21 protein-coding genes and 1 tRNA gene are annotated in these 24,698 nt (G+C 58.3%); 9 read left to right on the top strand and 13 right to left on the bottom strand.

Annotation, left to right across the window (positions count from 1 at the left end):
* Positions 1-87 precede the first annotated feature (87 nt).
* Positions 88-1,803 (bottom strand): extracellular solute-binding protein, encoded by a 1,716-nt coding sequence (locus tag QZ268_RS10530; RefSeq protein WP_295452026.1) that lies wholly within the window; start codon positions 1,801-1,803, stop codon positions 88-90.
* A 483-nt stretch (positions 1,804-2,286) separates the two neighbouring features.
* Between QZ268_RS10530 and QZ268_RS10525 the strand changes: the two genes are divergently transcribed.
* Positions 2,287-3,060, top strand: coding sequence for a 3-hydroxybutyrate dehydrogenase (locus tag QZ268_RS10525; protein WP_295452023.1), 774 nt, complete (start codon positions 2,287-2,289; stop codon positions 3,058-3,060).
* Between the two features lie 113 nt (positions 3,061-3,173).
* On the opposite strand, the gene QZ268_RS10520 is transcribed toward QZ268_RS10525, so the two are convergent.
* The 4 genes from QZ268_RS10520 to QZ268_RS10505 form a co-directional block, all read right to left on the bottom strand.
* Positions 3,174-3,869 (bottom strand): DUF502 domain-containing protein, encoded by a 696-nt coding sequence (locus tag QZ268_RS10520; RefSeq protein WP_295452021.1) that lies wholly within the window; start codon positions 3,867-3,869, stop codon positions 3,174-3,176.
* Between the two features lie 100 nt (positions 3,870-3,969).
* Complete coding sequence (locus tag QZ268_RS10515) at positions 3,970-4,884, bottom strand: pseudouridine-5'-phosphate glycosidase (RefSeq protein ID WP_295452018.1); 915 nt, start codon at positions 4,882-4,884, stop codon at positions 3,970-3,972.
* Entirely contained in the window at positions 4,881-5,828 is a 948-nt protein-coding gene (locus QZ268_RS10510) for a PfkB family carbohydrate kinase (protein WP_295452016.1), read from the bottom strand. Before QZ268_RS10510 ends, QZ268_RS10515 begins: the two co-directional genes overlap by 4 nt.
* A gap of 73 nt (positions 5,829-5,901) precedes the next feature.
* Positions 5,902-6,747: a DUF4198 domain-containing protein gene (locus tag QZ268_RS10505; protein WP_295452013.1), complete on the bottom strand. Its 846-nt coding sequence runs from the start codon at positions 6,745-6,747 to the stop codon at positions 5,902-5,904.
* An 88-nt stretch (positions 6,748-6,835) separates the two neighbouring features.
* Between QZ268_RS10505 and QZ268_RS10500 the strand changes: the two genes are divergently transcribed.
* A complete protein-coding gene (locus QZ268_RS10500) occupies positions 6,836-7,900 on the top strand; it encodes a HupE/UreJ family protein (protein WP_295452011.1) in 1,065 nt (354 codons plus the stop codon).
* Positions 7,901-8,039: 139 nt separating this feature from the next.
* Here QZ268_RS10500 and QZ268_RS10495 read toward each other — a convergent pair whose 3' ends face one another.
* Positions 8,040-8,672, bottom strand: a complete 633-nt coding sequence (locus QZ268_RS10495) for a thiamine phosphate synthase (protein WP_295452008.1) — start codon at positions 8,670-8,672, stop codon at positions 8,040-8,042.
* A 206-nt stretch (positions 8,673-8,878) separates the two neighbouring features.
* Between QZ268_RS10495 and QZ268_RS10490 the strand changes: the two genes are divergently transcribed.
* The 3 genes from QZ268_RS10490 to QZ268_RS10480 all read left to right on the top strand — a co-directional run bounded on the left by QZ268_RS10490 (position 8,879) and on the right by QZ268_RS10480 (position 12,380).
* Positions 8,879-9,673 carry an RNA methyltransferase gene (locus QZ268_RS10490; protein ID WP_295452006.1) on the top strand — a complete coding sequence of 265 codons (795 nt, stop codon included), beginning with the start codon at positions 8,879-8,881 and terminating at the stop codon, positions 9,671-9,673.
* 85 nt (positions 9,674-9,758) lie between these two features.
* Positions 9,759-10,907 (top strand): heme A synthase, encoded by a 1,149-nt coding sequence (gene ctaA, locus QZ268_RS10485; protein WP_295452003.1) that lies wholly within the window; start codon positions 9,759-9,761, stop codon positions 10,905-10,907.
* Between the two features lie 3 nt (positions 10,908-10,910).
* Positions 10,911-12,380: a carboxypeptidase M32 gene (locus tag QZ268_RS10480; RefSeq protein ID WP_295452001.1), complete on the top strand. Its 1,470-nt coding sequence runs from the start codon at positions 10,911-10,913 to the stop codon at positions 12,378-12,380.
* A gap of 73 nt (positions 12,381-12,453) precedes the next feature.
* Here QZ268_RS10480 and QZ268_RS10475 read toward each other — a convergent pair whose 3' ends face one another.
* Positions 12,454-12,804: a DUF6614 family protein gene (locus QZ268_RS10475; RefSeq protein WP_295451997.1), complete on the bottom strand. Its 351-nt coding sequence runs from the start codon at positions 12,802-12,804 to the stop codon at positions 12,454-12,456.
* Between the two features lie 245 nt (positions 12,805-13,049).
* Here QZ268_RS10475 and QZ268_RS10470 point away from each other — a divergent pair, with 245 nt between their 5' ends.
* A complete protein-coding gene (locus QZ268_RS10470) occupies positions 13,050-13,781 on the top strand; it encodes a hypothetical protein (protein ID WP_295451994.1) in 732 nt (243 codons plus the stop codon).
* Between the two features lie 30 nt (positions 13,782-13,811).
* On the opposite strand, the gene gyrA is transcribed toward QZ268_RS10470, so the two are convergent.
* Positions 13,812-16,559 carry a DNA gyrase subunit A gene (gene gyrA, locus QZ268_RS10465; RefSeq protein WP_295451992.1) on the bottom strand — a complete coding sequence of 916 codons (2,748 nt, stop codon included), beginning with the start codon at positions 16,557-16,559 and terminating at the stop codon, positions 13,812-13,814.
* Between the two features lie 228 nt (positions 16,560-16,787).
* On the opposite strand from gyrA, the gene QZ268_RS10460 reads away from it, so the two are divergent.
* On the top strand, positions 16,788-17,057 hold the full coding sequence (locus QZ268_RS10460) for an usg protein (RefSeq protein ID WP_295451987.1): 270 nt from the start codon (positions 16,788-16,790) through the stop codon (positions 17,055-17,057).
* Positions 17,058-17,122: 65 nt separating this feature from the next.
* Here QZ268_RS10460 and QZ268_RS10455 read toward each other — a convergent pair whose 3' ends face one another.
* A complete protein-coding gene (locus QZ268_RS10455; RefSeq protein ID WP_295451983.1) occupies positions 17,123-18,076 on the bottom strand; it encodes a radical SAM protein in 954 nt (317 codons plus the stop codon).
* A 146-nt stretch (positions 18,077-18,222) separates the two neighbouring features.
* On the opposite strand from QZ268_RS10455, the gene zwf reads away from it, so the two are divergent.
* Together zwf and pgl are read left to right on the top strand one after the other, a co-directional pair.
* Complete coding sequence (gene zwf, locus QZ268_RS10450) at positions 18,223-19,701, top strand: glucose-6-phosphate dehydrogenase (protein ID WP_295451979.1); 1,479 nt, start codon at positions 18,223-18,225, stop codon at positions 19,699-19,701.
* Positions 19,698-20,369 (top strand): 6-phosphogluconolactonase, encoded by a 672-nt coding sequence (pgl, locus tag QZ268_RS10445; RefSeq protein WP_295451977.1) that lies wholly within the window; start codon positions 19,698-19,700, stop codon positions 20,367-20,369. The genes zwf and pgl overlap by 4 nt, the downstream gene beginning before the upstream one ends.
* Before the next feature lie 35 nt (positions 20,370-20,404).
* Here the strand turns inward: pgl and QZ268_RS10440 are convergent, their stop codons facing one another.
* From QZ268_RS10440 to QZ268_RS10425, 4 genes are all read right to left on the bottom strand, one after another.
* Complete coding sequence (locus QZ268_RS10440) at positions 20,405-20,884, bottom strand: acyl-CoA thioesterase (RefSeq protein WP_295451974.1); 480 nt, start codon at positions 20,882-20,884, stop codon at positions 20,405-20,407.
* A 186-nt stretch (positions 20,885-21,070) separates the two neighbouring features.
* Positions 21,071-21,144 (bottom strand) — tRNA-Gly (locus tag QZ268_RS10435).
* Between the two features lie 44 nt (positions 21,145-21,188).
* Positions 21,189-22,403, bottom strand: a complete 1,215-nt coding sequence (locus tag QZ268_RS10430) for a DUF2235 domain-containing protein (RefSeq protein WP_295451970.1) — start codon at positions 22,401-22,403, stop codon at positions 21,189-21,191.
* A gap of 68 nt (positions 22,404-22,471) precedes the next feature.
* A complete protein-coding gene (locus QZ268_RS10425) occupies positions 22,472-24,514 on the bottom strand; it encodes an ASKHA domain-containing protein (RefSeq protein WP_295451965.1) in 2,043 nt (680 codons plus the stop codon).
* Positions 24,515-24,698: the final 184 nt, after the last annotated feature.

Below are 24,698 nucleotides of genomic sequence, written 5' to 3'. Positions count from 1 at the left end.
AAGCCCAGAGCCAAGCCCGGGCTTTGGCTCTGGGATCAAGCTGGAAACAAGGCAGGGCGCACAGCAACCTGCGACGGGGGGATTGGGCTAGTCTTCCTGATACCACCAAACATCCGGCATAAACCCGGTGCGGTCTCCGTAGATTGGCAGGGTTTGCGGGAATTTCAGCGCATGTTTATGGGCAATCCGTCCCTTATCAAAGGACCATATCGGAATCACATAGCGCCCCGCCATCAGAAGCCGGTCCAGCGCGCGGGTGGCGGCGACAAAATCCTCTGGGTCGGTCACGCTGAGCATGGTGTCAATCATCGCATCCACCGCAGGAGAGGCGATGCCCATCAGGTTGCGGCTGCCGGGTTGGTCTGCACCAGCGGAACCCCAGTAGAGTTTTTGTTCGTTTCCAGGGCTGAGCGAGAGTTCGCGCCGCACCTTGGTGAGGTCAAAATCAAAACTGCTTTGGCGGCCAACATACTGTGCGTTGTCAACGGGTTCTGGCATCAGGGTGATCCCCAGGCGTTCCAGCGCACGGGCATAGATTTCAACCACGGTTTTCATTTCGCTGTCCCCCTGGCGCAGCAAGACATTAAAGGTGATCGGGGTGCCATCTGCATCGCGCAGGGCGCCGTCTTGCACCGTTAGACCGGCTTCCTCCAACAGGGCCATCGCCTTACGCAGGTTCTTGCGATTGCGTTTGGTGCCGTCGCTTTGCGGCAGAGTGTAGCTGTTAGCTGTGCCGGGCAGCATGGCCCCGGCAAAGGGCATCAGGTAGTCGGCGACCCGGCCGCTGGCGGGTCCGGGACGCAACCCAAGGTGCGAGTTGGAGAAATACGAGGTGATCCTTGGTTGGGCGCTGCCAGTTATGGTCTCGTTGATGTATTCAAAGTTGAACGCCAACAGCAGCGCTTCGCGTACACGCCAATCATCCAGCGGGGCGCGGCGGGTATTGATGGCAAGTCCGGTCATGCCAGTGGGGCGTTTATGGGGTATCTCACTTTTGACGATCCGGCCATCGGTCACGGCAGAAAACCCATAGGCGCTGGCCCATTTATCGGCATTGAACTCTCGGTAACTGCTCAGCTCTCCGGCTTTGAAGGCTTCAAACAACACGGTTTGGTCGCCAAAGAAATCAATCCGAAGCTCATCAAAGTTTTGCGTGCCTACCCGGAATGGCAAATCTTTGCCCCAGTAGTCGGGGTTGCGTTTCAGGATGATGTGGCGCCCGGCTTCAAAATCCGCCACCACATAGGCCCCGGTTCCAATCGGCGCCTCTGTCAGGCCGGAGGCGGCAAAGTCTTTGCCCTCCCATTGGGATTTTTGCAAAATCGGACGCATACCTGCAATCAGAGCGAGTTCTCTGTCGGCAGTGTTAAAGGTGATCCGAAGGCTCATGGGACCGGTCTGGCGGATTTCGGCAATCTTGTTCCAAAACCCCCGGTAGCGCAGATGTCCCTTGGTGCCCAGGGTTTCGTAGGACCAGATCACATCTTCGACTGTAACCGGGCTGCCATCGGAGAAACGCGCCTCTGGTCTGAGGCTGAATTCGACCCAGGATCGGTCCTCGGGTACTTCAACTGATTCGGCCAACAGCCCGTAAAGAGAGAAAGCTTCGTCCCAGGATCGCCCCATCAAACTCTCGTATCCCCAGAACCTGAGCTGCCAGGGAGGCGTGCCTTTGGGGGCGAACGGATTAAGCGTATCAAATCCGCCAGTGTTCCCAACCACCACTTTGCCACCCTTTGGCGCATTGGGGTTTACATAGGGGAGAGACACAAAATCCTGTGGTAGGGCGGGGCTGCCATACATAGCTATGCCATGTGATGATTCTGCGGATGCAAAATCGGCAGCGCAAAACAGCAAGATTCCACAGGTTGTAGCTTTGAGTTTTTGGAAAAAATCTGGCATCACTTTGGCAACAATCCCCTACAGCCCTTATTTTATTGGCTCTATACCTCAGAGGCCGCACATCGTCATTTAAAACTTTTAGCTTGGATGAACAGGCGAAATTGCCTATAAAGGAGTCACTGCTCGATAGGTTTCTTGCCTGTATGAAACCTGCCTCAATAACTTCACGCCCGCTTCGCGCGGGCGTTTTTTTTTGGTTTTCGGGTTTTCCTTTTAATTAAACGGCTCTGCACGGGGATGCTGAAGTTGGTTTGCGTCCTTTGAATTTGGCTATTGGGGGATGCGTCAGTGGAAAAGGCTACGTAATCCTACGCGTTTCTTTTACCCGGGCGGCATGGCAAGAAGGTCAACACGTCTTGTCAGGATTCACGAAAGGAACAACAGATGACGCTCCAGGGGAAAACCGCTGTGATCACCGGATCAAACTCGGGCATTGGTCTGGGCATTGCGCGCGAATTGGCGCGGGCTGGGGCGGATGTGGTGTTGAACTCTTTTACCGACCGCGAGGAAGATCACGCACTGGCGGGGCAGATTGCGGCAGAGTTTGGCGTAGAAGCCCGCTACATCCAGGCCGATATGTCCAAGGGTGAGGCCTGCCGTGGATTGATCAAAGAGGCGGGCCGCTGCGATATCCTGGTCAATAACGCCGGTATTCAGCATGTGGCGCCGGTGGATGAGTTCCCGGCAGAGACCTGGGACGCCATTCTGGCCATCAACCTCAGCTCGGCCTTTCACACCACTGCGGTGGCGCTGCCGATGATGCGGGCGGCTGGCTGGGGCCGTGTGGTCAACATCGCCTCGGCGCACGGGCTTACCGCCTCGCCGTTCAAATCGGCCTATGTGGCCGCGAAACATGGGGTTGTTGGCCTGACCAAAACCGTGGCGCTGGAAACCGCAGAAGAGCCGATCACCTGCAATGCGATCTGCCCCGGATATGTTTTGACCCCGCTGGTCGAGGCGCAGATTCCGGATACCATGGAAAAATACAACATGTCGCGCGAAGAGGTGATCAAACAGGTGATGCTGGAGCGTCAGCCGTCGCGGGAGTTTGCCACTGTGGAACAGTTGGGGGGATCCACTGTCTTTTTCTGTTCCGATGCCGCAGCGCAGATCACTGGCACCACACTGAGCGTTGATGGCGGCTGGACTGCGCTTTAGGACGGCCTTTTAACGCGATTGGAGCGCTGCATAAAATGCAAAGGGAAGGCACAGCGCCTTCCCTTTTTTGTTGCGGCACATCCACGGCCACCGAGCTGGGCTACAGCTGACGTTCAGGTGGCGTCTTCTGGCTGTTCAGGGGAGCTGGGATCCTTGGGGTTGGGATAGACCAGCCCGGCTGAGATCACCAGCTTTGCAGCATCCTCCACGCTCATCTCAAGCTCGATCACATCATCCTGCGGCACAAAGAGCAAAAAGCCCGAGGTGGGGTTGGGCGTTGTGGGCAGGAACACACTCATCAAAGCGCCGCCAGTATTGGCATGAGCCGAGACTTCGCCTTTGGCCGTGGTCGAGATAAATCCGATGGCCCAGATCCCACGGCGGGGGTACTGGATCAGGCAGGCTTTTTCAAAACTGCGTTCCGATTGGGCAAAAACGGTTTCCGAGATCTGCTTGATGCCGGAATAGATGGTGCGCACCACCGGCATGCGATTGACCAGGTTTTCGGCAAAGCCAATCAGCGAGCGGCCAATGATCCCCTTGGCAATCCAGCCAATGACAATGGTGAAGAGCAAAAAGAAGATCAGCCCGATACCACGCAGGTTGATGCCGATATATTGCTCTGGTGAGATCGTGTGCGGCACCAGAGGCAGTACCACGGAATCGACCCAGCCAACGACAGTCCACAGCAACCAGATGGTCAGGCTGACCGGAGCAATGACCACAATCCCGGTAAAAAACGAGGAGCGGAGCCGCGCAAAAACGCCGGGGCGGTGGCGAATGGGGTCTTCGTCAAAGGGTGTGGTCATGGGAAACAATCAGGTATGAGGAACAGTCACGTCCGTTACGTTAATCAGAACCTAGGTACTGATCACGCCTTGGGCAATGCCAGAGTCAAAGGAAAGTCACTCAACAGTTAAGTGCGACCATTTCTTTGGCAATTTCTGCGGCAAGCCGGGCATTATTGCGCACCAATGCAATATTGGCGGTGAGCGACCGCCCTTGGGTGAGCTCGAAAATCCGCTGCAACAGGAAGGGCGTCACGGCTTTGCCGCTCACGCCCTGCTCATCGGCCTCACCTTGGGCCTGGGCGATCACCGGAGCCAGCACCTCGGCAGCAATTTCTGCCTCGCGCGGGATTGGGTTGGCAATCAGCTGACCACCTGGCAGGCCCATGGCGCTGCGCATGATCTGGGCGCGGGCGATGTCACTGGCGCTGTCCATGCGCAAGGGGGCGGTCAGGTCGGACAGGGATGACCAGAAGGCAGGAAAGCTGTCCTGTCCGTAGGAAATCACCGGAACCCCTTGAGTTTCAAGGATCTCCAGAGTTTTGGGAATATCAAGAATAGCCTTGGCTCCGGCGGCGACAACCGTCACCGGGGTTTGCGCCAGCTCCATCAGGTCTGCCGAAATGTCAAAACTGGTCTCGGCGCCCTTGTGGACACCGCCAATGCCGCCGGTGGCAAAGACGGAAATCCCGGCTAGCCGGGCCGCGATCATGGTGGCCGCCACTGTGGTGGCGCCGGTTTTGCCCATGGCCATGCAGGCGGGCATATCGGCGCGTGACACCTTGGCCACATCTTTGGCCTGGCCCAGTGATTGCAGCTGATCGGGTTCCAGCCCCACATGCAAGACCCCTTGCATCACCGCAATAGTGGCCGGAGTTGCGCCTGCGTCGCGGATGTCCTGTTCTACCTGGGCGGCCACTTCAACATTTTGTGGGAAGGGCATGCCATGGGTGATGATGGTGCTTTCCAACGCCACAATGGCGCTGCCTGCGGCTTTGGCAGCCTGAACTTCGGCGGAATACTGGATGTCGATCACAGTGGGGTATCTCCTGAAACATAGGTGGCGGCGGCCTGCAGAGCAATGTCCAACGCCGTGTGTCGGTCTTCGCCACGCGCCTCGGCGGCGATATGGGCGGCCATGAAGGTATCGCCGGCGCCGGTGACGCGGGCCACGGTCACCTGGGGGGGGCGTTTGGTAATCACGGTATCTGCACCAGCATTGGCATCACTGGTTGTTGCATCACTGGCAGAGTTGTCGCCATCGGTGACCAGAACCCGCGCTGCGCCATTGGCGATCAACGCCTGCGCGGCCTCGGCGCTATTGGTGAAGGTCGCCTGACACAGCAGGCCGGCCTCTTCGAGGTTCACATAAAGCGTGCCACGGGTGGCCGCCAAAAACGGGTGCAACCGCTGCGCCTTGCCCGGAGAGGCGGGGGCCACATGCAGTTTGGCCTGGGCAAAAGCCGGGTCGGAGGCGATTTCGGCCAGCAGCGCCTGGGTGAGGTTGCCATCCAGCGCTATTGCGCCCTGATAGGGAGCCGTGGGCGCGCCCAGTGTGCCATCCCGCAACGGGCGCAGGATCTTGTCGCCAGCGGCCTCTAGGGAATGGGCATCTGCGATGGCAGCAATCAAACCATTGCCACCCTCGACCGCCATATAGCGATCTGTCGGCAAATCCGCTGAGCGGTACAGATGCTGGGTGCCGCAGCCCAGATCAACGCAGGCGGCAATCAACTCTTCGCCTTCGGGGTCTGTACCAACCGCGCTCAGCAGGTCGGGTTTCAGCCCAAAGCGCGCCAGTGTCATGGCAATATTCATAGCAACACCGCCGGGCAGGCGGGTAATGCGCCCCGGCATATCAGAGCCACGGCGCATATCCGTTGGGCAGCGGCCAATGATGTCCCATAGAACAGACCCGATGCAAAGCACCTGTAAGGCGTCAGCAGAAGAGGCGGCGGGCGTGATAATATCCTGTGTCATGGCAACTCTATTGCGCCTTTTGTCGCGCCCCGCAAGCGACAAGCGGAAAAAGGCTGGGGGGATGACGCATGCGCTAGGGGGTGGCAAAAACCAAAGAGGCCCAGAGCGTTTCCCAAACTGCTTTTATCTCTGCCTGCGCCGAGCCTGAGTCTGCTGCCTGCACCGGGCGCAGCACCACGGCGTTCAACAGGTACCGCCGCTTGGCCCGCACCGGAACCTGAACAATGCCGCTGCCATTGGTCTGTAACAGCTGGCGCTGAACACTGTCATCTGGCGCGCGCTCAAACAACTCCACCTGGGCATTGGCTCTGGGAGCGCCCTGATACAGCAGCTGCACAGGCATTTCTGCAGCGCTGCCATCCTCGGGCAGGGTGAGGGTATAGGGGTTTTGCAAAGCCACAAACTCAGTCTGCAGGCCAAAGGCCCGATCATCGCCCGCACCCTGATCGACAGCCACCAGTAGTTTTGCATGGCGGGTATAGTCTTCGCCAAAATTGGCATCTGGCAGGCCTCGGGCCTGATGGCGGGCTTGGATGTCGTCAAACCCTTGGGCTTCGGCAAAAGCGGCAAATTTCTCCCAACTCTTGTAGGTGATCAGGTCGGGCGTGGTTTCATGCAGGGCGATCAGCAGGCCGGGCCTGAGGCTGTCCAGGACCAGGGCGGGCATATCCCCCATCCGGCCCCTATAGGGCGTGACCTCGACCCCTTGCACGATGTCGAACCGGTCAATGCGCCTGTCGAAATAGGGGAGGCGGGCGCCTTTGAACACTTGCCCGTTTCTGAGCCCGGCGGTGAGGGTTTCGTCGGAATTTACTTGATATTTCTGTGGCTCAATCCAAAACTCATGGGCAAGCGCCGGGAGCGTCGACGCCAGAAGGGCGGCAAGGCTAAGACCTGGTAGAAAAATAGAGCGGATCATGGGGTTGAGCATTTTTAGAACTTTTCACATGTGTGGCCTCAGGGTGGGCATCCTCTCGCTTCTGTCAAGCCTTATGCTCTGCCTGCCGATGGCCGCGCGCGCACATGAGATCACGCCGACAATCGCAGACTTTGAAGTCTCTGACGGCCAGCTCAGGCTGCAGCTGCGGCTGAACATCGAGGCCTTTGTTGCGGGGATTGATCTGGATGACCGAACAGACACCAATAGCAGCGACAAGTCGGCCGATTACGATTTGCTGCGCAACATGGCTCAGGATGAGCTGGACCCCATGGTGCGGCTGTTTGTCGAAGACTGGCTGCCCACCATACAGGTACAGGCCGCAGGGCCGGTGCATTTGCAGCTGGAGAAGCTCACCATCCCGCAGGTGGGGGATGCCAGCCTGCCGCGCAGCTCTGTACTGGAGCTCACCGGGAGTGTGCCCGGATCGGCGCGCTATCTGACCCTCACCTGGCCAGAGCGGTCCGGGGTGGTGGTCTTGCGGCAGAACGCTGTGCCGGAACCCTATACTGGCTATCTTCTGGGCGGGGTGCGCTCTCCTGATATTGGCCTGACCGGTGGCGCGGTGCAAAGTGGCTGGGAGGTGTTTCAAAGCTACCTGCCCGTAGGGTTTGATCACATCCTGCCCAAGGGATTGGATCATATTCTGTTTGTGCTGGGGCTGTTTTTCCTCAGCACGAGATTACGACCCCTGTTGTGGCAGGTGACCACCTTTACCCTGGCTCATAGCATTACCCTGGCGCTGGGCGCCTTGGGCCTGGTGAGCGTCAACGCGGCCCTTGTGGAACCCTTGATTGCGGCCTCGATTGTCTTTGTCGCGGTGGAGAATATCTTCTCCCGTCGCCTGCATCTCTGGCGCCCTGTGGTGGTGTTTGCCTTTGGGCTGTTGCATGGGCTTGGCTTTGCCTCGGTGCTGGGGGAGTTCGGCCTGCCGCAAAATCAAGTCATTCCGGCCTTGCTCGGCTTTAATGTCGGGGTCGAGCTGGGACAACTGACAGTGATCGCCCTGGCCTATGGCGCCCTGGGCTATTGGTTTGGCAAACATCCCAAATACCGTGGGCGGGTGGCTATCCCAGCATCGGTGACCATCGCGCTGATTGGCAGCTATTGGTTTTATGAACGTGTGTTCCTGTAAAGCGCGGAGCCAGATAGAGAAGCCACACTGAGAAGCTGCACTGGCAAAAGACCGGCAACAGAAAAGGCGCGGGAGTGTCCTCCTGCGCCTGTTCTGTGTCAAAACTGAATTGCGTTAAAACGGATGCGGCCCGGTAGGGCTAGCGCATAGCCGCCATAAAACGGCTGAGGGTGGCAACGGGATCTTCGGTGTTCCAGATCTCTTCGCCCAGACCAAAGAAATCGGTAAAGGGCGACACCGTACGGATCAGATCCTCGGTCAGGCCTCCCTCGGCCACCACGGGCACTTCGATCATCTGCGACCACCACTGAAACAGCTCTGTTTCGGCCACGGCACCATCGCCCAGCCCGGAGGTGCCAACAGGCCCAAAGCTCACATAGTCGGCTCCGGCTTCCCCGGCGCTGATCCCGTCATGGCGCGAGGCGCCGCAGAAGCTGCCGACAATGGCATCCGGTCCCAGCGCCTTGCGGGCGGTGCGGACAGATTTTGAGGCATCGTTCAGGTGCACGCCATCCAGCCCCAGACGCTCGGCCAGGATTTGGTGGTCACTGATCACAATGGCGACGTCGCGGGCATGGCAGACCTCACGCAGGGCATCGCCGGCACGGCTGAGCGTGTCCTCATCCCGGCTGGCCAAATTCAGCCGCAGGCAGGAAATCTCGGTGCTGTCCAAGACACGGGCCAGCATGTCAGGGTAGCGACCCAGCTCAAAACTCGGGGGAGAGATCAGGTAGATCTGCGGGGCTTCGGGGGCTTCTGAGGCGTTATCCATGCAGGTCACTCCTGTTGATCTTGAAGCACGGGTTTTAGCGGTTTTGTGGCCGAGCGCAAGGTTTGGGCACGCCTGCAGCCGGAATTCACCGCCTGTAGGTTCGATGGGACACAGCTGCCCAGCAGTTAGCGGTGCGATAAGGGGCATATGGGTTGCTCATTGGCGATGTGACGACTACAGCAAAGCGGTCTTTAGCGGAGAAAAGAATGTCCAGCCACCTGCCACAACCTGCCTTTGTCCTAGTCCGTCCGCAGATGGGGGAAAACATTGGTGCGGCGGCCCGTGCCATGTGGAACTTTGGCCTTGACCGTATGCGTATCGTTGCGCCGCGTGATGGCTGGCCCAACCCCAAGGCCGTTGCCATGGCATCAGGCGCTGGGCGGTTGCTGGATGAGGCGATCCTGGCGGACGATCTGCCCGCCGCCCTGGAAGATTGCTCCTTTGTTTTTGCCACCACCGCGCGCCCGCGGGAGCTGGTGAAACCGGTCTATAGCCCAGAAGCGGCGATGAAGCTGGCGGCGCAAAAGATCAAAGCCGGAGAAAAGGTCGCGGTGCTGTTTGGTCCGGAACGCGCTGGGCTGGAAAACGACGATATTTCCCGCGCAAATGCCATTATCTCGGTGCCGGTGAACCCGGAGTTCGCCTCGCTGAACCTGGGCCAATGTGTGTTGTTGACGGCCTATGAATGGCAACGCCAAACCCAAGAGATCGCAGATGAGGTCATTGAGCTGGGCAAAACCGATTGGGCAACGGGGCACGATGTGGAGGCCCTGGTCAGCCACTATGAGAGCCGCCTGGACGAGGCTGGCTTTTTCTTTCCACTAACAAAGGCGGCCGGCATGAAGGTGGTGTTTCGCAATATGTTCAGCCGCATGCCTTTGACCCGCGCCGATGTGCAGATGCTGCATGGCGTCATGCGGCAGATGGTGCGTTGGCGGCACAAAGACGACCCTGGCGGGGACGGGCCGGAAAATGGTTCAGGAAACGCGCCAGAAAAGTGACATCTCAGGCCTGCAAAGGCGGCGCATGCTCTGGACCTTCGTCGCAAGCCTGCCTAGCTTGGCCTCAGTTCTAAAAGAGGCAAGCATGAGCAAGCGCAGCATTTTTGAAGAGGTCGCGGGCGACAAACCCGAGACCGCCCCAGCCGTCACTCCGGGCATGATTGATCGCGGTCGTCGCGGCGCGCGTGGCGCCATTCGGGCGTGGTTGACGGTGCTCTTTGCCCTGGTGGTCGCGATGATTGTGGTGGGCGGGCTGACCCGGCTCACGGATTCGGGACTGTCCATCACCGAATGGCGGCCGGTGACCGGGGCCATGCCGCCGCTGACAGAGCTGGACTGGCAGGCCGAGTTCGATAAGTACAAGCAGATTGACCAGTGGCGTATTGAAAACCAATGGATGGAACTGGCTGATTTCAAAGAGATCTATTGGTGGGAATGGGGCCATCGCCAGCTTGGCCGCGTCATGGGGCTGATCTGGGCTGTTGGATATTTAGGCTTTCTCATCACCAAGAAAATTCCCACCGGATGGGCGGGTCGGCTTGCCCTGCCGGGGCTGTTGGGCGGTGTTCAGGGCGCTATTGGCTGGTGGATGGTGTCCTCTGGCGTGACCCAGGGCGAAGGCATGACCGCTGTGGCCTCCTATCGCCTGGCGACGCACCTTGGGCTGGCCTTTGTGATTTTGGGCGTTATCGCCTGGTTTATCCTGCAACTGGGACGCAGTGAGCGAGATCTAATGCAGGCGCGCCGCGCCAAAGAGGCGAAGATCTTTGGCCTCTCTACCGGCTTGCTGCATTTTGCCTTTCTGCAAATCCTACTGGGCGCCCTGGTGGCAGGGATTGACGCCGGGCGGTCCTATACCGATTGGCCATTGATGGGCGGGCAGGTGATCCCACCAAACCCGCTGATGTTTGAGCCGATCTGGAGGAATTTCTTTGAAAACCCTGGGCTTGTTCAGTTCATTCACCGGGTCAGCGGCTATCTCTTGTTTGCCTTTGGCGTGGTGGTCTGGCTGAAAGGGCGCGGCTCGGCGCATCCGCTTACCCGCAGCGCCTTTTCCTTAAGTTTTGCAATTTTGTGCCTGCAAATCCTTTTGGGTGTGATCACCGTGATCTACGGTGCCCCCTGGCAGGCCGCGATCCTGCATCAACTGGTGGCGGTCGCCCTTTGGGTGGCAATCTTGCGGGCGCGTTTTCTGGCGGGCTATCCCATTTCAACTTCGATCAAGGACCATTGACCCATGAGCATTTTTGACACTTTGATGGCCTATGAGCGCGACACGCAGGCGCTGGGGCAGATCGCCGGGCGTCTGGGCTGGGATCAGGAAACCATGATGCCGCGCGGCGCAGGCGCACAGCGGGGCGAAGAAATGGCCGCCATCGAGGCGGTTCTGCATGCGCGCCGTTCCTCGCCGCAAGTGGCCGAGTGGCTGGCTGCAGCGCAGGCACCGGATGTGGTGGGGGAGGCGCAGCTGCGCGAGATCAAGCGCAGCTATGAGCGCAGCGTCAAGGTTCCCGCCGATTTGGCGCGTCGGCTGGCCCGTGTCACCTCTGAGGCGCAGGGCAAATGGGCCGCCGCGCGCGCCGATGAAGACGTTGCCGCCTTCTTGCCAGTGCTGCAAGAGGTTGTGGCCCTGAAGCGCGAAGAGGGCCAGGCTCTGGCGGCAGGGGGCGATGTCTATGACGCCATGGTTGAGGACTATGAGCAAGGGACAAGCGCTGGCGAAATTGCAGCGATCTTTGACGCCATGCGCCCCGGTTTGGTGGACCTGCGGGCGCGGGTACTGGACAAGCCTGCGCCACAGGCGCTGCAGGGCCGCTTCCCCGAAGGCGCGCAGATGAAACTGACCCGCAAACTGGCCAAGACCTTCGGCTATGACATGAGCCACGGCCGGGTAGACAAGGCCGTGCATCCCTTTAGTTCGGGCAGTGGGCTGGATGTGCGCATCACCACCCGCACCAGCGAAGAGGACCCTTTTAATTGCTTTTACTCCACCATTCACGAGGTCGGCCACGGGGCCTATGAACAAGGGATCAGCCGAGACTACCTGCTGACGCCCCTGGGGCGGGGTGTGTCGATGGGGGTGCATGAAAGCCAAAGCCGGATTTATGAAAACCAGATCGGCCGCAGTGCCGCCTTTACCAGCTGGCTCTATGGTGAAATGCGCGACACATTTGGCGAGTTTGGCATTTCGGATGCAGATGCGTTCTACAAGGCGGTGAACACCGTGCACAAAGGCTATATCCGCACCGAAGCGGATGAGCTGCAATACAATCTGCATATTATGCTGCGCTTTGATCTGGAGCGTGCCCTGATGGCGGGTGATCTGGAAGTTGGCGATCTGGAAGCCGCCTGGAACGATCGTTTTGAAGCGGACTTTGGCTATCGTGTCGACAAACCGTCAAACGGCTGTTTGCAGGATGTGCACTGGTCTGTTGGTCTGTTTGGGTACTTCCCCACCTATTCCTTGGGCAATGTCTATGCGGGCTGCCTGAACGAAAAGATGCGGGCGGAACTGCCGGGGCTGGACGCTGAACTGGAAAGTGGCAATACCAGTTCTGCAACCAACTGGCTGCGCCAGAACCTACAACAGCACGGTGGCCTGCGCAGCCCACAAGAGACGATTGCCCTGGCCGCTGGCGCCGACCCCAGCCCGGCGCCGCTGATGCACTATCTGGAAGAGAAGTTTACCGGCCTCTATGATCTGTAAAACATCCAACCTTTGAAAAAACGAAAGGCCGGGCAATTGCCTGGCCTTTTTCTTGTGCTCGCTTTGGTTTCGGTTAGATCAGGGCCATACGTTCGGCGCGTTCCGGATCCGGGAAGGGGCGGAACAGACCAAATTCTGCATGGGCAATCAGCGTGTTCACATTGCGATAGAGCCGCGCCACTTCCTCGTCATCCTCGCCCAGAACGCGAAAGGCCTGATCAAGCTGGGTCATATTCTCGAACTCGATCTCCAGCAGAAAGTCTTTGCAACTGTCACTGGCCAGGTTCAGCTTACGCCGCAGCAACCGGTGCCCCCGCACAACGCCACGCTGTTTCAGATAATCCATCCATTGATCAACCGCTCCGGCAAAGGCCAGGGCTTTGGCTTCGTTATGGATGTCGATGGCGCAGTGATAGAGGTTCATAAGCAGATCCTGGCGAGTTTTGTGGGCTTTTGATCTTCTTGCTAGCCGAAAAAGCCTTCGCTTTCGTTAAAACCCGGGTTTTCACCTCCAGATGCCACAATTTAGCTCTCCGTTAGGGAGAGTTTGACCGCAGGATGCACACTTATTTAGCGAGAGATAACCGCACAGAAGATGAAATCTCGTTTGCGCGCAAAACCATTCTGGAGCAGGCCTGGTGGAGGCCTCTGGTTGTTCAGAACTTTGACATGGCCTTTAAAACCCGGTTGGGCGGTCGGTCTCTTGAGGAAGAAATCGCGGTATTGAAGATTGATGAAGTGAAGGAGGGGTTGCGGCATGATCCGTTCAACTCCGATTTGATGAGCGTGATACAAGACTGGATCCGCCTGCAAGGACAAAATGGGTCTTCTGAGATGACGGAGGCCGAAATGTCTGAATTCAGAAAGCGAATCGAAAAGGACTTTGCCCTGCGCCAGGTTATCGCGGCCCCTTTCTCGGAAGATAATTGGAATACCTTGGGCCGATTTCAGTTTGACTTTTTCCAGCCAGAAAGCCTGTTTGCGAGCGATCCGTACTACCAAAATGCTGTTGTCTATTCCGGTTTGAAGGATAGGGCGCTCTATGGCTACCTTGGCAAAAAGGCTCATCAGTTGCGGATTCTGGAAGACGTGCTGACCCAGGAGGACCATCCCGATATCCTACCGTGGAAAGACTACGCTCGCTCATTTGACCGCAGTGGCTTGGTGAACTGCCCATTCCTGCGCGCCTATCTTTTGTTGGAGCAGTTCTGTGCGGCAAACAGTGGCCGGGGATATTGCGCAGAGGAGGATCTTGCATCCTTTGCGCCACAGTTGAAGGTGGCGCAGGCGGATCAAAATTGTGAGTATATCAACGGGTTAAGCCCGGAAGAGCTGGCCTTTCAGCCGGTTGAGGTGGATCTGTCTTATGATCATCAGGCGCATTGGCCGGCGGTTGAATAACGCCGGCCAATCGCTTGTTTTTATCGCGGCTTACTCTTCGCTCACCACGGTGGTTTCGTCGTCTTCGCCGCTTTCGGCGATCCAGGCGACCGAAACCACCTCTTCGCCTTTGCCGGTGTTAAAGACCCGCACGCCGCCAGCAGACCGGGAGCGGAAAGAGATGCCATCAACCGGCACCCGGATCGACTGGCCCTTGGAGGTGGCCAGCATGATCTGGTCACCCAGTTCAACCGGGAAGGTGGCGACAATCTCGCCGCCCTTCATGGCGCCAACCCCCTGGCCGCCACGGCCACTCACCCGGTAGTCATGGGCCGAAGTCAGATTGCCCGCACCGGGTTTGTTGATGGTGACAAGCAGATCATTGGTCGCCAGCATTTGCTGATAGCGCTCCTCAGACAGAACACCGTCTTCGACCTCTTCCGCGACCTCAGGTGTGACGTCGTCCTCGGAAATATCCGCGCCAAGCTCAGACCGGAAGCGCTTGATAAAGGCGCTGCGTTCCCAGGGTTCGGCGTCAAAGTGGCGGATCACCGACATAGATACAACTTCAGCCCCATCGCCGAGTTTGATGCCACGCACCCCAACAGAATTGCGGCTGTTAAAGACCCGCACGTCTGTGGTGGGGAAACGGATCGCCCGCCCGGTGCTGGTGACCAGCATCACATCGTCCTCTTCAGAGCAGATGCGGGCGTTGATCAGCTTGGTGTCGGCATGCTCATCCTCGAACTTCATCGCAATCTTGCCGTTGGCTTTCACATTTGTGAAGTCCGACAGCCGGTTGCGGCGCACAGTTCCGGCTGAGGTGGCAAAGATGATCTGCAGATCTGCCCATTCCTCATCGGGGCGATCTACCGGCATGATTGCTGCAATCGACACCCCAACCGGGATCGGCAGGATATTGACGATGGCCTTGCCTTTGGAAGTGCGTCCGCCCTGTGGCAAGCGCCAGGTTTTGAGCTTGTAAACCATGCCATCGGTGGTGAAGAACAACAGCTGGGTATGGGTATTGGCCACAAAGAGGTTGGTAACAACATCCTCTTCTTTGGTCTGCATCCCCGAAATGCCCTTGCCGCCGCGCTTTTGGGCGCGGAAATCACCCAATGGCGTGCGCTTGATGTAGCCGCCAGAGGTGATGGTGACCACCATGTCTTCGCGCTCGATCAGGTCTTCGTCGTCCATATCACCGGACCAATCGACGATCTCGGTGCGACGTGGCACGGCAAACTGCTCGCGTACTTCATGCAGCTCATCGCAGATGATGCCCATGATCCGTTCCCGCGAGGACAGAATTTCAAGGTATTCCTTGATCTTGCTTGCCAGGTCTTCCAGCTCGTCGGTGACTTCTTTGACGCCGATCTGGGTCAGACGTTGCAGGCGCAGTTCCAAAATGGCGCGGGCCTGGGTCTCTGACAGGTTGTAAGTACCATCTTCGTTGGCGGTATGGGTCGGATCATCAATCAGCGCGATATATTGCAGGATTGGCTGGGCGGGCCAGCGCCGTGTCATCAGCTTTAGACGGGCTTCGGCAGCATCAGCGGATTGGCGGATGGTGGCGACGATCTCGTCGATATTGGTGACGGCCACAGCCAGACCACACAGCACATGGCTGCGCTCGCGGGCCTTGCGCAGCAGGTAGGCGGTGCGGCGCGCCACCACATCTTCGCGGAAATCAATGAAAGAGGTGAGGAACCGGCGCAGGGTCAGCTGTTCGGGGCGACCACCATTCAGCGCCAGCATGTTGCAGCCAAAATAGGTCTGCATCGGGGTGAAACGGAACAGCTGGTTCAGCACCACCTCGGGCGTTGCATCGCGTTTCAGCTCGACCACCACGCGCACGCCGTTACGGTCGGATTCATCCTGTACGTGGGCGACGCCTTCGATTTTCTTGTCGCGCACCTGTTCGGCAATTTTTTCAATCATCGCCGCCTTGTTGACCTGGTATGGCACCTCATCAATCACGATGGCGTAGCGGTCCTTGCGGATCTCTTCGACGCGGGTTTTAGAGCGGATGATAACGCTGCCGCGCCCCTCCAGGTAGGCTTTGCGCGCGCCTGAACGCCCCAGCATGATCGCACCCGTGGGGAAGTCAGGGCCGGGGACATAGTCAATCAGCTGTTCGCTGGTGAGATCCGGATTGTCGATCAGCGCCAGGGTGGCATCAATCACTTCGCCCAGGTTATGGGGCGGGATATTGGTGGCCATACCCACGGCAATACCGCCGGCCCCATTGACCAACATGTTCGGAAAACGCGCAGGCAGAACGGTGGGTTCTTTGTCTTTGCCGTCGTAGTTATCCTGGAAATCGACCGTCTCTTTTTCGATATCCGACAGCATAAAGGCCGCGGGCTTATCCATACGCACTTCGGTATAGCGCATAGCCGCCGCGTTATCGCCATCCATCGAGCCAAAGTTGCCCTGACCGTCCAGAAGCGGCAGCGACATGGAGAAATCCTGCGCCATCCGAACCAAGGCATCATAGATCGCGCTGTCACCGTGCGGGTGGTATTTACCCATGACATCGCCCACAGGACGGGCAGATTTGCGATAGCTCTTGTCATGGGTATTGCCGGTCTCATGCATGGCATAAAGAATACGGCGATGCACCGGTTTCAACCCATCGCGCAGGTCGGGAATGGCCCGGCTGACGATGACGGACATGGCGTAGTCGAGATAGGAGGTCTTCATCTCCGCTTCGATGGAGACCGAGGGACCATCATAAGTGGCGCGCTGAGGAAGGTTTTCTTCTGCGTTTTCAGGAGTTTCCGGCGTATCTGTCACGTTTGCTGCCCGTTCTTTTCTATGGGTCTATATCTTGTTGGTGCACCCTATCAGAGAGCACATATAGGGCGCAAGCTAACTGCCGGTTCTGCACTGGCATTCTACTGGCTTTGTACTGGTTTTGCGGGGTTTTTGAGGGAGTTTGTGCGGATGAAATCAGGATTTGCACGTGGTTAACCTGTTTCGGGCTAGTCTATATCTTGGGGGGCTTTCAAAAGGAGGCCGCAGATGGAGATGAACAGTACCGAAATGATGCTCAAGGGCTATGGGTTGACCACTGCCGAGTTCACCTATCACATGCCCGATCATGCCCATGTTCTGAACACCTATGTCTGGCAGGACTACGACTTAGCGCCGGACCATGAGCGCCTGTTCAAATTTATCGAATTTTGGCAGCGCGAGCTGGACGGGCCGTTGCATTCGGTGCGGTTCAGTCATCGCAAGATGATCAGCCCGGGTGAGTGGCGCAATGTCAAAGGTATCTTGAACCTGCATTGACAGAGGGCGGTCCGCTGGTGCTGCTACCTAGGCGGACCACTGGCCTGTCGTTGCTCAGGCACCTGTCAGGCGGAACAGCTGGCGCCGCCCAGAACGCAAAACTTGGCGCAATGGGCGTGGTTCAACCGCACCGGCGCCTCGGCTTCGGCCAGCGTCGCGCCCAGTTCGAACTCTGGCGCATAGGGCAGCAGGGTACATGCGAGCACCACTGGGGTCTCGGCGCCTTTGCGTTTGACCACCATGCGGGAGGAAGCACACATCACGTCATTGGGCGATTTATCCAGAATACCCCAGCAGGCTGTGGTGATTTCTGGCACCTCGACGTTTTCGTCCATTTCGGGAAACAGCACCGTGGCGCCCGGGTTCTGAGCGTCAATGTCAAATCCGTGTGTCTGATAGAGCGCCGCAAAACCGGCACGGCTATCCGCCTCGCTTTCGCCCCACAGGCTTCGGCCTGCCACGGCCATTTTGATGCCCGTATCCCGCAACCAGCACATGCCTTCGATGGTCTTGGCAAAACTGCCGAACCCGCGCTCTTCATCGTGATGCTGGGCAGAGAAATGATCCAGCGACACCCGCAGTGTCATCTTGCCGGGGTAGGCGGCTTCCAGCTCCTGCAGCCCGGCACGCATGGATTTGCGCATCATCGGCAGCATAGCATTGGTCAGGATCAAAACCTCAAACCCCCGCGCCAGGGCGGTTTTGGTCATGGCGATCATCTGCGGGTTCATAAATGGCTCACCGCCGGTAAACCCGATTTCGCGGATCGGCCAGGCGCGCTCAGCTATTTGATCGAGATACTGCCCCACCTCAGGTTCGCTCAGATAGACCAGCGCATCATTGGTGGGGGAGCTGAGGATATAGCAGTTCTCACACTCGATATTGCACAGGGTGCCGGTGTTGAACCACAGGGTTTCAGGATTGCTCAGTGCGACGGAGGCGCGTTCGGACCCATCCGCTGTCACCTGACTGTCTTTGAATTTCCCGATATTGGCGGTTGGGCTGGTTAGATCTTTCACACTTAAGCACCCTCGGACAGTTTCTTTCGCTGGAAGCTAGCTTATAATGGTGGAAAATGAAAAGCCGCCACAGGTCTTGATGACAGGGAAGTGATGGTGCGCCCCCGGAACCGGCACAGTGTCGCTGCAGGAAGTTGGAAAACAAGATGGTATCTCGTGTCATTCCGGTCGACCCTTTTGACCTGGTGGTGTTTGGAGCAACAGGCGATTTGGCCCGACGCAAGATTTTGCCGGCCCTGTTTCGCAGGTTCTGCGCCGGGCAAATTCCTGATGGCACCCGGATTATTGGCGCCGCACGATCAGAGTATTCGATTGCCGAGTATCGCGACAAGCTGGCGGCGGACCTGAAGAAGATCACCAATGATGCGCTCTGTGACGCCAACGTTCTTGCCGCGTTTTTACAGCTGGTGACCTATGTGCCGCTGGATGGGAGCGCAGAGACCGGCTGGCCTGCGCTCTGTGAGCGCCTGTCTGGGCGCGGCGGGGACGAGCGGGTGCAGGTGTTCTATTTCTCGGTTGGCCCGGCGCTGTTTGAACCCCTGGCAGAGCGTCTGCACAGCTATGGTTTAACCAGTGCCGCGACCCGTATAGTGGTGGAAAAGCCCTTTGGCCACGATCTTGCCTCGGCGCGGGATCTGAACCGGACCCTGGCCAGCCATTTTGACGAGGGGCAGATTTACCGGATCGACCACTATCTTGGCAAGGAAACGGTGCAAAACCTGATGGCGGTGCGGTTTGGCAATATGTTGTTCGAGCCGCTTTGGAACAGCCAGTATGTTGATCACATTCAGATCACCGTGGCGGAAACCGTCGGGGTGTTGGGGCGCGAAGACTACTATGAACGCGCCGGTGCGATGCGGGACATGACGCAGAACCATCTGATGCAGCTTTTGTGCCTCATCGCCATGGAGCCGCCGGCAAAGTTTGATCCCGACGCCGTCCGCGACGAAAAGCTCAAAGTGATCCGTGCCCTGGATCCGGTGGAGCCCTATCACATCGTGCGTGGACAATATGCGCCCGCGCCGGGGGCGGTTGGGCGCGATTTGAATTACCGTGAAACCGTTGGCAATCAACGCAGTAGCACCGAAAGCTATATCGCGCTCAAGACCCATATCAGCAATTGGCGTTGGGCCGGGACGCCGTTCTACCTGCGCACGGGAAAGCGGCTCAAGGCGCGTTCCTCGGTGATCAATGTGATGTTCAAGGATGCGCCGCATTCCATTTTTGGCGAAGAGGCGGGGCGTCATGCCAACCATCTGAAAATCCGCCTGCAACCCAATGAGGGCATCACCCTGAGCGTCACCATCAAAGAGCCGGGGCCGGGGGGGATGCGCCTGATGGATGTACCGCTGGATATGAGCTTTGCTGAGGCCTTGGGGCCGGAGGGGAGCGAGCCTGCGGATGCCTATGAGCGGCTGATTATGGATGTGGTGCGCGGCAACCAGACGCTGTTTATGCGCGGCGATGAGGTCGAAGCTGCCTGGGGCTGGACTGATCCGATTATTGCCGGTTGGCAGGCGCGGGGGGATGTTCCCAAACCTTATGAAAGTGGCAGTGCAGGACCTGGAGATTCGGATCTGTTATTGCGTCGCGATCAACGTGAGTGGAGAGGGATAAACCCATGAATATTAGCGAATATCCAGACCGTGACATGTTGGCAATTGATGTGGCCAACGCGATCGCCGGAGATCTGAAAATGCATCTTCTGCATCACGATATCGCTGCGCTTGCTGTGGCGGGCGGAACCTCACCGGCGCCGATTTTTGACGATCTTTGCGCCGCCGATCTGGACTGGAAGCGGGTCAATGTCATGGCCACGGATGAACGCTGGGTGGCACTGGAAAGTGACCGCTCCAATGCCCGTCTGATCCGCGAACGTTTGCTGACGGACCGGGCTTCGGCGGCGCATTTCCTGCCCTTTCATGTCCCCGCCAGAGAGCCCGAAGAGGTTCTGGCGGAGGTTGAAGCCCAGATTGCCCCCAACCTGCCGCTTTCGGTTGTGCTGCTGGGGATGGGAGAGGACATGCATACCGCCTCGCTGTTTCCCGGCGTAGAAGGGGTGGAACAGGCCTTGGCCGCTGATGCGCCAATCCTGTGCGTGCTGCGCCCTGACAGCCAGCCAGAACCCCGCGTCAGCCTGTCAGCCCCAGTGTTGAACGGAGCGCTGTCCAAACATCTGGTAATCTACGGGGAGGCCAAGAGACGGGCGCTGGAGAAGGCGCTTTCGCTGCCGCCTGAACAGGCCCCAATTCAAGCGGTCTTGACCGAAATGAGGGTGCACTGGGCTCCGTAGAAATAGCCGCCCCTTCCAGACAATGCCCCTGCAGACTATCCCCCTGCAGGGGCTGCTCCATCCAGGTTGACAAACTGCTGCTTCAAGCTGTCGGGGAGCGGGTACCCGGCGCTGCCATCGGGGCTGCGCAGCACCATGACCGCCTCAAGGCTTGCCCGCAGCCCATCGGACCAGATCTGTTGTTCCATGACATATGAGCTGTTGCGAAACGAAACGCAGCGCGCGGTGGTAATATAGGGCTCATCCAGCACCATTTCCCGCATGTAGTGCACATTGGCATTGCGCAAGACGGTGCGCGGCGCTGGCCTGCCTTCAAAATGCTTGGCGCAGAACTTGTCGAAATAGGTGACACGGGCGGTTTCAAACCAGCCCAAGTAGGCCTTGTTGTTGACGTGACGCAGTATATCGAGCTCGGAAAACCGGACCCGATCGGCCAGGGCCATTGGCTTAGGCTGGTCCAGCCCCTGCGCGCGTTGTTCATCCGCGCTGAGCGGTGTGAGAAATCGTAAATCCATACCCCTGCGCTAAACCGCCCAAGGCACAAAAGGCAAGAGACCTGTTTCGTGCCGCCGCGTCGCCAGCGTCTTGAAATGGCCCGTTTTCAGCGGTGTCGGAGGAGGGGCAGAACAGCTAACGGCGAGCCAGCAAACGGGCGCGTAAAGGTGCGGCGGTCAGGTGAAAGCCAAGCATTGGATAATTTATGGAGCGGGTAACGAGAATCGAACTCGTAACTAAAGCTTGGGAAGCTGCCGTGATACCTTTTCACCATACCCGCCCTTGGGGCCTTGCTACCCAATGCCACCGGTGAGGTCAATATGCTCAAACCGGGTTTTCGGGGTCCTCTTTTGGTGGGGTGAAGCTGCGGAGGTTTTTTGGGTTATAGCGCAAAGCAGGATCGGCGCGGCGCATGAAGGCGGAGGGGTGAATATGGGCGTCGTCGGGGATATGGCGATACTGGGCCAGTGGCAGGTAATAGCCAAGAAGCCCCTTTTGAGCGGGCCAATTGCTGCGGCGCACCAGGCGGGGGAAAAGTTCCAGAATTGGCCAGAGTTTGCGTAGTTTCATCTGACTGTGCAATGGGGCTTTGGCGCTGGGGTGTGAGACTTTTAGGTTCATGCGCTCAGTCACTTTGTCCTTTTTGCCAAGCACATAGCGGTCATAGTACTGCTCACGAAACTCGAGACTGTCGACGCTCAGCGCGTCAAGCTCCTGTCGCATCCATTGCATGGTTTGTTTGGCCAGCCCGGCCTCTGCTTCTGGCACACTACCTGCGACATCGGTATGGGTGCCGGGAAACCAGACCTGTTTTACATCCTGAGGGTCCGGGTTCGTTTTGCTGCGAAACCGGGTGCCGTGGTATTCTTGTCCTTCTTGCCACATCTGTTGGCGGAAAAAGCAGCGGGTCTCATCAATTGAAAGCACATGGCGCACGGCTTTGACTGATGGGTTTTCGTCGACGCTGGAGTGGGTGCCGAATTCGATAAAGGTGTCTTTTTGCAGCCGAATGCGGATCATTGAACTGACCGTATCCCAAAGCCCCAGAAACCGGATGGGAACCCGGCGCAGGTGGAAAAACTGCTCAGATATCCGCAACGGAGCGAACTGTTCATTGGGCCCATCCTGGCGCAGTTTTCGCCAGGCTTTGAATACTGGACCGATCAGGTGCAGTTCATGCGGGGCGACGAGGCCGAAATCGTTGATGAAACCAGCCAGGACGCGCGCGGTATAGGCCCCGCGTGAATAGCCAAAAAAGTAGAGCCTGTCGCCTTCGCGGTAGTTTTCGCACAGGAAGGAATAGGCATGCAGCACATTGGCATGCAGCCCCCAGCCAAAGGCCAGGCCTGCCACCAGTTTGGTTTTGGCAAACAGGCTTTCGGCAAAGGGGCGGGTCGAAAGCGTGCCAACGCCCGGTTCATAATAGACAAGTTGATTTTCGTTGTGTTTCAGGCACTTGTAGAGCCGCAGAATATTGCTTTCGTTCTGTTCGACCTCGTTTCCGGTACCATCCAGGCAGATAATCAATTTGCGTGACATGAATAAGCTTTCCGAGAAAAATCCCCGGAAAGCTATCATCTTTCAGGCTTTTGAACAACCTTGACGTGTTAGCCGCGCCGCCGCCGCCGCCGCCCGCCTGCGGGGCCGTCGCTGCCGCCGGTGTTGAAGTTGACCTCGGGCAGGGTCAAAATCGAGGCCAGAATTGGGAAAGGCTCTTTCGAGTTGGGGATTGCCGAGGCATTGACAAAATGCTCCTGGAACCGCGGCTCGACAGCGGTTTCGATTTTTTCAATCCGGCGGACGGTTTGTTCGATTTCGCTGCGGGCCTTGGTGTTGAGCAGGGCAATGCGGGCGCCGGTGCCCGCGGCATTGCCGGCGCTGGTGACCTTGTCGATGGGGCAATCGGGGATCATGCCCAGAACCATGGCGTGTTTGGCGGAAATATGCGCCCCAAAGGCGCCAGCCAGTACCACCCGGTCAACAGTGTCGACGCCAAATTTGTCCATCAACAGACGCGCCCCAGAGTAGAGCGCCGCCTTGGCCATCTGAATGGCGCGAATGTCTGGGTTGGTGATGGTGATCTTGGGTCCGCCTTCGGCGCTGCCATCCCAAACCAGATAGGCATTGGTGCGGCCATCCTGGACACAGCGGGGCGTGCCGGTCTGCTCTGCCGAGCCAATCAGGCCGGAGGCGTCCAAAACCCCGGCCATGCGCATTTCAGCAATGGCCTCGATGATGCCAGAGCCACAGATGCCGGTGATGCCAGTGGTGGCAATGGCAGCATCAAAGCCCTCTTCATCGGACCAGATCTCAGACCCGATGACGCGAAAGCGTGGCTCTTTGGTCTCTGGGTTGATTTCCAGTCGTTCAATGGCCCCAGGGGCGGCCCGCTGACCGCTGGAGATCTGCGCGCCTTCAAAAGCGGGACCGGTGGGGGAGGAACAGGCGAGGACCTTGGTCTTGTCGCCCAGCAGGATTTCGGCATTGGTGCCCACATCAACCACCAGCACCAGATCTTCGGATTTGTCCGGCGCTTCAGACAGGGCAACGGCGGCTGCATCTGCACCCACGTGGCCGGCGATGCAGGGCAGCAGGTAGACACGGGCCGCGGGGTGGATGTTGAGATCCAGTTCAGTGGCGCGCAGGGCGAGCGAATCCGAGGTGGCCAGGGCAAAAGGCGCCTGTCCCAGTTCAAAGGGATCAATGCCCAGGAACAGGTGGTGCATCACCGGGTTGCAGACAAAAACCGCATCCACGATCAGATTCTTGTCGATCTCGGCCTCGGCAGCGATCTGGGTGAACAGGGCATTCATGCCCTCACGCACTGCGCGGGTCATCTCCTGATCGCCGCCCTCGTTCATCATCGAATAGGAAACCCGGCTCATCAGATCCTCACCAAAGCGGATCTGTGGGTTCATAATACCGGAAGAGGCGATGACTTCGCCGCTGATCAGATCGCACAGATGCGCTGCAATGGTGGTGGAGCCCAGATCAACCGCCAGCCCGTAGAGGGAGCCTTCGTAATAGCCAGGCCAGATATGCATGATCTTGGGCGGGTTGCTCTCGTCGCCCAGATGCACCGCCACGGTGACCTTCCATTTGCCTTTGCGCAGGGCAGGCTGCAGGCTTTGCAGGATGTGCAGGTCGGTTTTGACATTCTTGAGCTGCCATTGGCTGTCGAGCGCTTCGATCAGCCGCTCCATATCGCCCGAGGGCTTGTGCATGTCGGGTTCTTCCACCTCGACATAAAACAGCCGGGTCGAGGGGTTCATGGTGATATCGCGGGCTTCGGCGCGTTTGCGCACCACCTGCCGGTGCACCTGGCTTTCGGGCGGGACGTCAATCACGACATCCCCCTGAACCTGAGCCTGACAGCCCAACCGGCGGCCATCAATCAAGCCGCGCTTATCCTTGTAGCGCTGTTCAACCTTGTTCCACTCGGTCAGGGCATCATCGGCCACCGTCACCCCGTGTTTGGAGAACTCGCCATAGGAGGGGGTGATCTGGCATTTCGAGCAGATGCCACGCCCGCCGCAGACAGAATCGAGATCTACGCCCAATTGCCGTGCGGCCGTCAAAACGGGCGTCCCAACCGGGAAATGACCGCGCTTGCCCGATGGCGTAAAGATGACGAGAGGATCGCTGCTCATAAAGGCACCCCATGGATTCATGTATTTCCTCCGGACCATAGGGACTTGGCGGGGTAATCAAAAGTCTCAGACCGCCACAATCTGGTCCAGTGGCGTCATTTTCTGCCGCTGCGCCGTCCATGTGGAACCTGCAGACCAGCGAAAGTGCCGTCCAGCGCTGGCAACCTGGCGGCTTGGCTGCGCT

Source organism: uncultured Pseudophaeobacter sp. (genome assembly GCA_905479575.1).
Classification (GTDB): domain Bacteria; phylum Pseudomonadota; class Alphaproteobacteria; order Rhodobacterales; family Rhodobacteraceae; genus Pseudophaeobacter.
This window is presented reverse-complemented; position numbering and strand designations above follow the sequence as displayed.